Source organism: Marinobacter sp. C2H3 (genome assembly GCF_037080155.1).
Lineage (GTDB): Bacteria > Pseudomonadota > Gammaproteobacteria > Pseudomonadales > Oleiphilaceae > Marinobacter.
This window is the reverse complement of sequence record NZ_JBBBNZ010000004.1, coordinates 144,235-156,426: the sequence shown is the minus strand read 5'-3', so window position 1 is coordinate 156,426 and position 12,192 is coordinate 144,235. Positions and strand designations below refer to the sequence as shown.

The following is a 12,192-nucleotide window of genomic DNA, read 5'->3' as shown; positions in this document are numbered from 1 at the left end:
GCGCCAACGAAAAAAGGCAGACCGGAAAACCGATCTGCCTTTTCAATTGGTAGCGGGGGCTGGATTCGAACCAACGACCTTCGGGTTATGAGCCCGACGAGCTACCAGACTGCTCCACCCCGCATCAAACTGTGGCTTTCGCCTTACGTTGTCTGGTGTGTCCCGATCAACGTGGCGCGTATATTAAGGATTGCCCGGGTGGGTGTCAACACCCGTCTTCAAATAAATCCGCCGGGAACGACATGCCCGGGGCTTCGGCCTCTCGGACCGGCCGGAACGAGCGTCGGTGTTCGGGTGTCGGTCCCAGCCGGCGCAGCGCATCCAGATGGTCCGGCGTGGGATAGCCTTTATGCCGGGCGAACCCGTATCCCGGATATCGGGTCTCGAGATCGGCCATTTCCCGGTCGCGGGTGACCTTGGCCAGGATAGACGCGGCGCTGATTGCAGCCACCCGGCTGTCGCCCTTCACGACCGGCTCAGATGGCCAGCGCCAGTTCGGGCATCGGTTACCATCCACCAGCACGTACTCCGGCGGTATCGCCAGCGCCGCCACCGCCCGCTCCATGGCCAGCAGCGTGGCCTGATAGATATTCAGGCGATCGATCTCCCGGGCGTCGCATCGCCCGAGGGCCCAGGCAGCGGCGTTCTCCAGGATGGCCTCATAGAGCGTCTCACGGCGCTTCTCGGTGAGCTTCTTGGAATCCGCAAGGCCGGGGATGGGGCGATTCGGATGCAGAATCACGGCCGCGGTGACCACCGCGCCCACCAGCGGTCCCCGGCCCACCTCATCGACACCCGCCAGGCGGTCGCCCTGATAGGCGCACACGAACGGCGGCAGCGGGCGCGCCGGCATCAGTCGTGTCGCTCCAATAACGCGGACACCGCCTCAGCCGCCCGTTCGTCGGCGTTCTGACGGAGGCTGTCATGCAGTTTGGCGAAGGCGGTCTTCAGATGCATACGCTCGTCCGGATTCTCCAGCCGCTCCAGCACCGCGGCTCCGAGCGCCTCGGGCGTGGCGGCGTCCTGCAGCAACTCCGGCACCAAAGGTTCGCGAGCCAGCAGATTGGGAAGCGCCACATGGGGCACTTTGACCAGGCGGGACACCAGCGCGTAACTCAGGTTGCTCAGGCGGTAGCCCACCACCATCGGTTTTTTCAGCAGCATGGCCTCAAGCGTCGCGGTTCCGGAGGCCAGCAGTACCACATCGGCGGCCGCCATCACTTCCCGGGACCGGCCGCGCACCACGCGCACGGGCAGCGTCACTCCCTGGGCATCCACCAGTGCCTGCACCTGGGCCTGCCGCTCCCGGTTCACGCAGGGAATCACCAACTGGAGATCCGGGCGGCGGGACTGCAACCAGCGCGCGGCGGACAGGAACAGCTCGCCAAGGCGCTCGACCTCCCCCGCACGACTCCCGGGTAGGATAGCCAGCACGGGCTGGTCCACCGCCAGTTCCAGCGCCCGGCGGGCGCCCTCGGTGTCAACCTCCATCGGAATACGGTCCGCCAGCGGATGGCCGACAAACGCGACCGGCACCTGGTGCTCCTGGTAAAAGCGGGCCTCGAAGGGAAACAGCGTGAGCATCAGGTCGACGGACTTGGCAATCTTGAAGATGCGTTTCTGGCGCCAGGCCCAGACCGACGGGCTGACGTAGTGCACGGAGGGGATGCCGGCTTCCCGACAGCGCCGCTCGATGGCCAGGGTGAAATCGGGGGAATCAATGCCGATCACCACGTCCGGGCGGCGGACGTTGAATACGTAGTCGTAGAAACGGGCACGAATGGCGAACAGTTCCCGCAGGCGCCCCAGCACTTCCACCAGGCCCATCACGGACAGGCGCTCCATGGGTACCAAAGACCGAAAACCCTCGGCGATCATCTCGTCGCCGCCAATACCGACAAACTCGGCGTTGGGGTACCGGCGGCGCAGGGCACGGATCAACCCGGCGCCCAGGATATCCCCGGACGCCTCACCGGCGATCATGGCAATGGTTGGGTGATGGCGGGCCGTGGAACCGGCCCTGGAAAGCAAACGCTGAGCAGCCGCCAAGGGGCCTCTCCTTGCCTAGCGGACAATCCCGCGGTCGGCTCCCTTGAGGGAGTCAATCAGCGGACGAACCTCCGGCACGTCGGCGAAGCCATCCTCCAGCGCCTGGATGGCCTGCTCGGTGGTCAGGCCCTGACGGTAGACCACTTTGTAGGCGCGACGCAGGGCCAGCAATGCCTCTTTGCTGAAACCGCGGCGTTTGAGGCCCTCAGCGTTCAGGCCGTGGGGCTGGGCAGACTGGCCACTGGCCATCACGTACGCCGGGATGTCCTTAAGGACGATACTGCCGCCAGCGGCCATGCTGTGAGGACCGATATGGCAGAACTGGTGCACCATGGTGCCGCCGCCAAGAATCGCCCAGTCGCCGACGGACACGTGGCCCGCCAGGGTGGCGCAGTTGGCGAGGATGGTGTTGTCGCCGACCACACAGTCGTGGGCCACGTGCACATACGCCATCAGCAGGTTGTTGCTGCCGATGCGGGTTTCGCCACGGTCCTGCACGGTGCCACGATGAATGGTGCAGCTCTCGCGGATCACGTTGTTGTCGCCAATCACGAGCGTGGTGGGTTCGCCGGCGTACTTTTTGTCCTGGCATTCTTCGCCGATGCTGCAGAACTGGAAAATCCGGTTGTTGCGGCCGATGCGTGTCGGCCCCTTGATCACCACGTGGGACAGCACCTCGGTGCCCTCACCGATTTCCACACCGGGCCCGATGTAACTGAACGGACCGACGGTGACGTTCGCCGCCAGTTTGGCTGATGGGTCTACCAACGCGTGAGGATGGACACCCGACCAGTCATTTGTCGCCATCAAACTTCTCTCTCAGCGGTCAATATTTCCGCCACGCAGACAACGTCTCCGTCGACCAGGGCGCGGCAATCAAATTTCCAGATTCCACGCTTGCCGGAAACGTACTCCGCCTCCAAGCACAGACGGTCTCCGGGCACGACGGGGCGCTTGAAGCGCACCTTGCTGGAACCAGCCAGGTATTGTAGCACGCCATCTGACGGTTTCCGTTCCACGGTCACAAAACCCAGAATGCCGGAAAGCTGCGCCAGAGCCTCGATAATCAGCACCCCGGGCATGATCGGCTTGTTCGGAAAATGGCCCTGAAAGAAAGGTTCGTTGATCGAGACGTTCTTATAGCCCTTGATCGACTTTCCCTTCTCAATCTCGGTCACCCGGTCCACCAGCAAAAACGGGTAACGGTGGGGCAGGTGTTCCATAATTTCTTCAATGCGCATCGTCGTCTCTTGCCTCAGCCTGCAGTTTCTTTTCAAGTTCCCGGATGCGCCGCGCCAGATCATCCAACTGGCGGAAGCGCACCGCATTCTTTCGCCACTGGCGGTTGGTGTCCGCGCTGGTGCCGGACGAGTAGACGCCGGGCTTGCGGATGTCGCCGGTGACCAGCGTCATGCCGGTCAGGTGTACCCCATCGGTGATCTCCAGATGGCCCGCCACGCCGGAGGCGCCACCGAACACGCAGTGACTGCCTATGCGGGTGCTGCCGGCAATGCCCACCTTGGCGGCCATGGCACTGTGGTCACCAATGCGAACGTTATGGGCAATCTGGATCAGGTTGTCGAGCTTTACGCCGTTGCCGATCACGGTGTCGTCCAGCGCGCCGCGGTCAATGGTGGTATTGGCGCCCACCTCCACGTCGTCTCCCAGAACCACGCGGCCGATCTGGGCGATGCGATGCCAGACACCCTTTTCATTGGCAAAACCAAACCCGTCGGAACCAATCACGGCGCCGCTGAGCAGATGGCAGCGCTGGCCAATGACCACATCGTGGCCGACGGTCACCCGCGGCCGAACCACGGTGCCCTCACCGATCACGGCGCGGGCGCCAATAAACGAGCCGGCACCGAGAATCACGTCGGCGCCCACTTGTGCTCCCGCCTCAACGACTACGTGGGGGCCAACGCTGGCGCGCTCATGCACGCGGGCGTCGGAATCAACAACAGCGGTAGGGTGGATACCGGGCGCCGGAACCGGTGAGGGATCGAACCAGTGGCTGAGCCGAGCATACCCCAGGTACGGGTTATCGAGTAACAGGACGTTGGTCGGACACTGATCAGCCGCCGCCGAGGAAAGAATGACGGCGGAGGCCCGGGTGTCCGTCAGGTGGCGGGCGTAGGTAGGGTTGGCCAGGAAGCTGATCTGACCGGGACCGGCGGCCTGCAGCGTTGCCAGGCCATGGATGGCCTCGTCCGGATTACCCCGGAGCTCCGCCCCCAGGGCCTCTGCGATGTCCCCGAGACGATAAGAGGCGTGCGTCATGGTGTTCTCCTGAAACTCCCGTGCGGCGGGCACGCGGCCCGCCCGGTCACTTGTTCAGCTTCTTGAGCAGTTCGGAGGTCAGGTTCATCTCGGACTTGACGTACACCACCGCTTCGCTCGGCAGAATCAGATCCAGATCGTGCTCCTTGAGCAGTTCTTTCACCGCCGCGTCCACTTCCGGGCGCTGCTTGTCCAGGAATTCCTGCTTGCGCTGGGACACGGTATTGTCCAATTTCTGCTTCAGGTAATTGAATTCCTTGACCTTGTCCTGGAACTCACCGGTCAGCTTGTTGCGCTCGCTTTCGTTCATCATGGCGCCGTCTTTCTCCAGGCGCTCCTTCAGCTTGCGGGCCGCCTCCTGGGCATCCCGCACTTTCGCTTCATCGGCGGAGAAGTCCTTTTTCAGAGTGTCGCTGAAGGCTTTGGCGGCGTCGGAAGAAAACAGCGCCTGGCGCAGATCGACAACGCCGATTTTGGTGTCGGCCGCCGCAGCGGTAGACGCCAGCATCAACGCGGCGACCAGAAGGGAGGTCAATCGGAACATGGGTTTCTCCTGTTGTTCATCCTGTCTGTTGTTCTGTCCTGACGTTCCGGGGGCAGCCTCAGAAGGTCTGCCCAAGCGAGAACTGGAACACCTGGGTCTGGTCCCCGGCCTTGTCGTTCAGCGGCATCGCCAGGCTGAACGCGAGCGGGCCCACAGCGGTAATCCACTGGAAGCTGACACCCGCCGCGAACCGCAGGTCCCCCACGGCCGGGTCAAAGTTCCGGGCGGTATCAAACACCTGTCCGCCGTCAAGGAACAGGGCGGTCCGCATGGACCGGGTATCCCCCGCAAACGGCGTCGGGGTGATCAACTCCAGGCTCCCCTCGGTCAGCAAATTACCGCCGAACGCATCGGGCTTGGAGTAATCGTACGGGCTGTTGGTGGCCTTCAGGCCCAGGGAGTTTGCCTGATAGCCCCGGACCGATCCAAACCCGCCAGCGTAATAATGCTCGTAGAACGGCATCTGCGAGCGGCCGCCGTAGCCATCACCATAGCCGACGTCGGTGCGAGTATGAACGATCCAGTGCTCATTGTCCGTGAGCGGGTAGTAGAAATTGCTCTTGTGGCTGAGCTTATAGAAGGTCAGGTCACTGCCGGGCACCGCCACGTCCAGGGACAGTGACTGGTTATAGCCCCGGGTCGGCAGCACGCCACGGTTCAGAGTGCTGCGATTCCAGCTGGTAAACAGGAAGTAGTTGTCGAAAGTGTCGCCCTCTTCGGCAACGAAATCCCGAACTTCCTGGGAGGTGTACAGGCCCTCCTTGATCTTCGACCGGGTGATGCCGGTGCCGAAGTTCAGCCGGGTGACGGCATCAATCGGGTAGCCGAAGGTCAGGCGGCCGCCGTATTCGTCGAGCAGGTAGGAGGCAATGTCCTGGCCTTTATAGTCCGTCTGCTTGGCGAACACGCTGAAACCGCGGCTGACCCCATCGACGGTGTAGTAAGGATTGGTGTACGACAGGTTCGCGCTCTTGATGTAATCGCTGACGTTGACACCAAACGAGACGCGCTTGCCCGTTCCGAAGAAGTTGTTCTCCGAGACGCTGCCGCCGAGAATGACACCGGCACTCTGGGAGTAGCCAACGGAGGCCGAGAGGCTACCGGTCGGCTGTTCTTCCACGGAGTAGTTCACATCCACCTGGTCGTCCGTGCCCGGAACCGGCACCGTATCCACGTTCACGGTCTTGAAGAAACCAAGCCGCTCCAGCTGGGTCTTCGAAAACTCGATCCGATCGGACGACGCGACGCCGCCTTCCATCTGCGTCATTTCCTGGCGCAGCACGTCGTCGCGGGTGGATACGTTGCCCTTGAAGTTGATCCGGCGCACGTAGGCCCGCTTGCCCGGCTCCACATAGAAAGTCACGGACGCGGTGTTACCGCCCTCGTCCGGCTCCGGCACGGCGTTCACGTTGGCAAAGGCGTAGCCCTCTTTGCCCAGCCGGAACGACAGCGCTTCGGAGATGGCGGTCATCCGCGCCCGGGAGAACACGTCGCCTTTCTTGAGCGGAATGAGCTTGCGGAGCTCCTCTTCGCCGACAATCAGATCACCCCGCAGCTTCACGTCGGACACGGTGTACTGCTTGCCTTCCTTGAGCGCGATGGTAATGAAGACTTTCTGCTTGTCCGGGGAAATAGAGACCTGGCTGGATTCGATGTTGAAGTCCAGGTAGCCCCGATCGAGGTAGTAGGACCGCAGGTTTTCCAGGTCGCCGGAGAGTTTCTCCCGGGCGTACTTGTCGGAGTTGGTGATGGAGTTCCACCAGTCGGTGGTCTGCAGTTCGAACAGGTCCAGCAGGGTTTGGTCATCAAAGGCTTCGTTGCCGATGATATTGATGTGCTGAATGGCCGCCACGGTGCCTTCGTTGATCTTCAGCTTGATGGCAACCCGGTTGCGGGGCAGTGCCTCGGCGGTCGCCTTCACCCGGGCATTGTAGCGGCCCTGGGCGATGTAGGAACGGAGGATTTCCAGTTCCAGGCGGTCCAGGGTGGCACGCCGGAACACCTGACCTTCCTGGAGACCGGCCTTGGCCAGGGCGTCCCGCAGCATATCGGTTTCGATGTTCTTGTTGCCTTCGATGTCGATGGAGGCAATGGAGGGACGTTCCTTGACCGAGAGCACCAGCACGTCGTCGTCGCGGCTGGCCTGGATATCGGTGAACAGGCCGGTTCCAAACAGAGACCGGATGGCATCAGCCAGGGACCCGGAGTCGACACGTTCACCGATGTTGATGGGGATGGCGGCGAACACCGTACCTGCCGACACCCGCTGGAGGCCTTCGACCTCAATATCCGATACCGTGAAGTCATCCGCCAGCGCCGGTTTCATGCCCATGGAAGCCACAGCGAGACCGACGGCTACACCAAGAAGAGAACGTCTCATTCAATTATTTCGCCTGGTTAATGCGCGTAAGGAGCCCGCAATTCTCACAACCGCATCAGGTCGTTGTAAAGAGCAAACACCATTAAAGTCAGGATCAAAGCCATACCAATTCGTAATCCAACGGCCTGGGCCGCCTCGGACACCGGCTTGCGGCGTACCGCTTCGATCGCGTAGTAAACGATGTGGCCGCCATCCAGCACCGGCACCGGCAGCAGGTTCAACACGCCCAGACTGACGCTGAGGTAGGCCAGGAAGCGGACAAAATCTTCGAAGCCCGAACTGGCACTGGCCTCCGCCGCCTTGGCGATGGTGATCGGGCCGCTGAGATTGGAGGGCGACAGCAGGCCGGTGATCATTTTCTGGATGGCCACGAGGGTCAGCCGGGTGTCCGCCCAGGTCTCCTGGATGGCCTCGGGAATCGCCGCCAGCGGCCCGTAGCTGATGGTCCGGAGTTTGTCCTCTGGCCACTCGACCATTTGCACGCCGGCGCCGATAAAGCCAATCACCTCGCCGTTCTCCAGGGTACGACGGGCCGGCGTCACCTGCAGGGTACGGGTGTCGCCGTCCCGCGCGACGGTAACGCTGAGCGCGGTATCCGGCGAGCGACGCACCACGTCCACCAGCGCATCCCAGTTGGCAACCGGCTCGCCGTCCACGGATACCACCCGATCACCCGTGCGCAACCCCGCCGCAGCCGCCTGGCCACCGTCGCTGATTTGGCCGAGTACGGCCGGCAGGTCCGGTCGCCAGGGCTGAATACCGAATTCACCGAGCGGATCGGGGGTCTCGTCGCTCAGGCGCCATCCACCGAGACGGCCGGCCAGGCTGCCCTGGCCACGGTCACCGGTGACGGAAAACCGGATATCACTCTGCTCCCCGGTCCGCTCCAGCAGTCGCATGCTGACGTCCCGCCAGGACGCCACCGAATGGCCGTCCACCGCCTGGATTTCCATACCGCTGCGAAGCCCCACCCGCTCCGCAACGCTGCCAGGCACCACCGAGCCAACCACGGGAGCCACGGTGGTAACCCCGATCACGCTGATCAGCCAGTAGGCAAAGATGGCGAACAGGAAGTTGGCAATGGGCCCGGCGGCGGCAATGGCGATGCGCCGGGACGGAGCCTTGGAGGTAAAGGCCTGGTCCCGGAGCTCCTCCGGCACCGGCGCCTCACGCTCGTCCAGCATCTTGACGTAGCCACCCAGGGGAATGGCGGCGACGGCGAACTCGGTGCCGTGGCGGTCGTACCAGGAATACAGAGGCTTGCCAAAGCCAACGGAAAACCGCAAGACCTTGACCCCGCAGCGCCGGGCGACCCAGAAATGACCAAACTCGTGCAGGGTCACCAGGATACCCAGGGTTACCGCGAGTGCGAGCAAGCTCTGAACAACGGTTATCAAACCATCCATCGCTACATCCTCAGGAGTGCCAGAGGGATCAGACCGTCAAACGCTCGATCTGTTCCCGGGCCCGTCGGCGGGCCTCCGCGTCTTTGGCGAAAATGGTGGCAAAGTCGTCTGCCGGCAATACCGGCGTTTTGGCCAGGGTCTGTTCGATCACCACAGGAATGTCAGCAAAGCCAAGGCGCCCCTCCAGGAACGCCTCAACGGCCACTTCGTTGGCGGCGTTCAACACGGCCGGCGCAGTGCCACCGGTCTCGAATGCCAGCGCCGCTAGCCGCAGGCATGGAAAGCGCTCGTGATCCGGCCGCTCAAAGTGCATCCGCCCCAGGCTAAACAGATCCAGCGGCGCGACGCCCGCATCAATCCGTTCGGGCCAGGCCAGGCCATTGGCGATGGGCGTGCGCATGTCCGGGCTGCCCAGCTGGGCCAGCACGGAGCCGTCGACATACTCCACCATCGAATGGATGATGCTCTCCGGATGCACGTGCACTTCAATCCGGTCCGGTGTGGTGTTGAACAGCCAGCAGGCCTCGATCATCTCAAGGCCCTTGTTCATCAGCGTGGCGGAATCCACCGAAATCTTCTGGCCCATGGACCAGTTCGGGTGCCGGCAGGCTTCTGCCGGAGACACGGAACGCAACTGCTCCGCACTGTGCTCCCGGAACGGCCCGCCGGAGGCCGTCAGCAGGATGCGGGTTACGCCGGCCCCCGGCAAATTTCTCACCCGCTCCGGAGGCAGGCACTGGAAGATGGCGTTGTGTTCGGAATCAATGGGCAGCAGTTCGGCGCCAGAAGCCACCACCGCGTCCATGAACAGGCGCCCGGACATCACCAGGGCTTCCTTGTTGGCCAGCAACACCCGCTTGCCCGCGCGAACGGCCGCCAGTGTCGGCGACAGGCCGGCGGCGCCAACGATGGCGGCCATCACGGTATCCGCCGCCGGATCAGCCGCCACGGCGCACAGCCCCCGCTCGCCGGAAAGCACCTCCGTGGCCGGCCGCTCGGCGGCCGGCAGCGCCGCCAGCAGGTGCCTTAGCTCGGCGGCGGCGTCCGGATCGGCCATCACGGCAAAGGCGGGGCGGAACTCCTGGCACAAGGCGGCAAGCTCCCTCGCCCGGCTACCCGCTGTGAGCGCGTACACCCGGAAGCGACCCGGATGTCGTCGCACCACATCCAGCGTACTCATGCCGATGGAGCCGGTGGCCCCAAGGACGGTGAGCGTTCGCGGGACGGACGCGGCAGCAGATGAGGCAAGAGAGACGGAAGACATGGTTACCAGTGTCCGGTGGAAAGCCATCCAAGCTGGGTGATGATCAGCGCAAACACGGGGATGGCGGCGGTCAGGCTGTCGATGCGGTCCATGATACCACCATGGCCGGGCAGTAGCTGACTGCTGTCCTTGATGCCACGGAACCGCTTGAGCATGCTCTCCAGCAGGTCTCCGAGCACCGACACGAGGCCCGTGACAAGGCTGGCCAGGACCAGCAGCACGGCCTGGTTGACAGCCGCTGAGGCCAGCGCGCTCACCACCAGCGCAAACGCGCCCACGGCGACCAGGCCACCCCAGACCCCGGCCCAGGATTTACCCGGGCTGACCCGGGGCGCCAATTTCGCTTTACCAAAGGCGCGGCCGGCAAAATAGGCGCCGATATCCGCCACCCAGACGACGCAGAACACATACAGAATGGCCCACAGGCTGTTCTCCACGGTACCAAAATGCAGGGTCCCCGTGCGCAGGTGGTTCAGCCCCACCCACGCCGGCACCAGCACGAACAGCCCCATGATCGCCCGGGCCGGCAGGCTGCCCCACTGGCCGGAACCGGACGGGTAGGCGCGCACCAGCAGCAGGCACACCATCCACCAAAGTACCGCCAGCCACAACACAGCCACCGCCGGCACGTTCAACAAGCCGTACAGCACCAGGGCAACAACCAGCGCGTAGCCAATGCGCCCGCCCTGCCCGGCCACCCCGGCCATGTTGGCCCATTCCCAGGCGCCAATGGTGATGATGGCACCGGTAAACAGGGCGAAGCCCAGGGGCGGCAGAAAAAAGATGCCACCGATGGCGAGGGGAGCCAGGATCAGCGCGGTAATAATTCGGGTTTTGAGCACGTCAACGTTCGCTCTTGCTTATTGTTGTCCGGCCCGCAGGGCGATCTGGTCGTCGGTCTGGCCGAAGCGACGCTGGCGACCGGCATAGGCCTGCAGGGCTTTGTGCATTTCGTCGGCCTTGAAGTCCGGCCAGAACACAGGGGAAAAATAGAATTCGGTGTAGGCGAGGTGCCAGAGCAGGAAATTGCTGATCCGCTGTTCTCCGGCAGTGCGGATCATCAGGTCCGGCATCGGCAGGTCCCCGATGCACAGGTGCTGCTGGATCAGGTCATCGGTGATGTCCGAGGGCGCCAGTTCACCGGCGCGGACCCGCTCAGCCACTTTGCGGGTGGCCTGAGTGATGTCCCAGTGGCCGCCGTAGTTGGCGGCAATCACCAGCGTTAGCCCGGTGTTGGCTTCGGTTTTCGCCTCGGCGCGGGCCATGTGTTCCTGGAGCACCTCGCTGAACGCGCTGCGATCCCCAATGATGCGCAACCGGATGTTGTTCCGGTGCAGCTTGCGCACCTCCCGCTCCAGGGCCATCAGGAACAGCCGCATGAGGGCGGATACCTCGTCCTTAGGGCGCCGCCAGTTTTCACTGGAGAAGGCAAACAGGGTGAGCACCTCCACCCCTTCCCGGGCGCAGGTCTCAACCACCGCCCGGACCGCGTCAACGCCCGCCTTGTGGCCAGCCACCCCTGTCAGCCGATGAGCCTTGGCCCAGCGGTTGTTGCCGTCCATGATGATGGCCACGTGCCGGGGCCGGCGTTCAGCCGACACCGGAATGTCCGCGGTAACGGTTCCCGTCATGAAATCCCCTGCGCGGCTCCGGCGTCCCCGGAGCCCCTGTCCTGCGAGTGAGCAACCCGGCGGATCAGACCGCCATCAGATCCTCTTCCTTGGCTTTGAGCATCTTGTCGACTTCAACAATGTAGCGGTCGGTCAGCTTCTGGATATCTTCCTCCGCCCGGCGCTCCTCGTCCTCGCTGATTTCCTTATCCTTCAGCAGCTCCTTGATCATGCTGTTGGCGTCGCGACGGGCGTTCCGGATGGACACGCGGCCATGCTCGGCGTCCGCCTTGGCCTGCTTGACCATTTCCTTCCGGGTTTCTTCGGTCAGCATCGGCATGGGCACACGGATCAGATCACCGGTGGTGGACGGGTTCAGGCCCAGGTCCGAGGTCATGATGGCCTTCTCGATGGTCGGCACCAGGTTCTTTTCCCACGGGCTGACGGTCAGCGTGCGGTTGTCCTCGACGTTCACGCTGGCCACCTGCTTGAGCGGCGTTTCCTGGCCATAGTAGTTGACCATGACGCTGTCCAGGATGGCCGGGTGCGCGCGCCCGGTCCGGATCTTGTTGAACGCCGAGTGCAGAGCCTCCAGGCTCTTCTTCATGCGCGTTTCGGCTTCCGATTTGATGTCGTTAATCACGTCCGCATCCTCGATT

The 12,192-nt window shown here is 63.3% G+C and carries 12 protein-coding genes and 1 tRNA gene; all 13 read right to left on the bottom strand.

Translation table 11 applies throughout. The features are described 5' to 3' along the window. Positions 1–47: 47 nt before the first annotated feature. Positions 48–124, bottom strand: a tRNA-Met gene (locus tag V3388_RS13350). Positions 125–205: 81 nt separating this feature from the next. Then, a complete protein-coding gene (rnhB, locus tag V3388_RS13345) occupies positions 206–853 on the bottom strand; it encodes a ribonuclease HII (RefSeq protein WP_336368069.1) in 648 nt (215 codons plus the stop codon). Beyond that, positions 853–1,983, bottom strand: coding sequence for a lipid-A-disaccharide synthase (gene lpxB, locus V3388_RS13340; RefSeq protein ID WP_442915654.1), 1,131 nt, complete (start codon positions 1,981–1,983; stop codon positions 853–855). Before lpxB ends, rnhB begins: the two co-directional genes overlap by 1 nt. Before the next feature lie 81 nt (positions 1,984–2,064). After that, complete coding sequence (lpxA, locus tag V3388_RS13335; RefSeq protein ID WP_336368068.1) at positions 2,065–2,856, bottom strand: acyl-ACP--UDP-N-acetylglucosamine O-acyltransferase; 792 nt, start codon at positions 2,854–2,856, stop codon at positions 2,065–2,067. Further along, positions 2,856–3,290 (bottom strand): 3-hydroxyacyl-ACP dehydratase FabZ, encoded by a 435-nt coding sequence (gene fabZ / locus V3388_RS13330; RefSeq protein WP_336368067.1) that lies wholly within the window; start codon positions 3,288–3,290, stop codon positions 2,856–2,858. Before fabZ ends, lpxA begins: the two co-directional genes overlap by 1 nt. After that, positions 3,280–4,329: a UDP-3-O-(3-hydroxymyristoyl)glucosamine N-acyltransferase gene (gene lpxD / locus V3388_RS13325; RefSeq protein ID WP_336368066.1), complete on the bottom strand. Its 1,050-nt coding sequence runs from the start codon at positions 4,327–4,329 to the stop codon at positions 3,280–3,282. The genes fabZ and lpxD overlap by 11 nt, the downstream gene beginning before the upstream one ends. Before the next feature lie 46 nt (positions 4,330–4,375). Then, complete coding sequence (locus V3388_RS13320) at positions 4,376–4,873, bottom strand: OmpH family outer membrane protein (protein WP_336368065.1); 498 nt, start codon at positions 4,871–4,873, stop codon at positions 4,376–4,378. A gap of 58 nt (positions 4,874–4,931) precedes the next feature. Beyond that, positions 4,932–7,253, bottom strand: a complete 2,322-nt coding sequence (gene bamA / locus V3388_RS13315; protein ID WP_336368064.1) for an outer membrane protein assembly factor BamA — start codon at positions 7,251–7,253, stop codon at positions 4,932–4,934. Positions 7,254–7,297: 44 nt separating this feature from the next. Beyond that, positions 7,298–8,647 carry an RIP metalloprotease RseP gene (gene rseP / locus V3388_RS13310; RefSeq protein WP_336368136.1) on the bottom strand — a complete coding sequence of 450 codons (1,350 nt, stop codon included), beginning with the start codon at positions 8,645–8,647 and terminating at the stop codon, positions 7,298–7,300. A gap of 40 nt (positions 8,648–8,687) precedes the next feature. Continuing rightward, on the bottom strand, positions 8,688–9,923 hold the full coding sequence (gene ispC, locus V3388_RS13305) for a 1-deoxy-D-xylulose-5-phosphate reductoisomerase (protein ID WP_336368063.1): 1,236 nt from the start codon (positions 9,921–9,923) through the stop codon (positions 8,688–8,690). Between the two features lie 2 nt (positions 9,924–9,925). Further along, positions 9,926–10,765: a phosphatidate cytidylyltransferase gene (locus tag V3388_RS13300; protein WP_336368062.1), complete on the bottom strand. Its 840-nt coding sequence runs from the start codon at positions 10,763–10,765 to the stop codon at positions 9,926–9,928. Between the two features lie 18 nt (positions 10,766–10,783). Further along, on the bottom strand, positions 10,784–11,554 hold the full coding sequence (locus V3388_RS13295; protein WP_336368061.1) for an isoprenyl transferase: 771 nt from the start codon (positions 11,552–11,554) through the stop codon (positions 10,784–10,786). A gap of 64 nt (positions 11,555–11,618) precedes the next feature. Then, a complete protein-coding gene (frr, locus tag V3388_RS13290) occupies positions 11,619–12,176 on the bottom strand; it encodes a ribosome recycling factor (RefSeq protein WP_336368060.1) in 558 nt (185 codons plus the stop codon). Between the last annotated feature and the right edge of the window lie 16 nt (positions 12,177–12,192).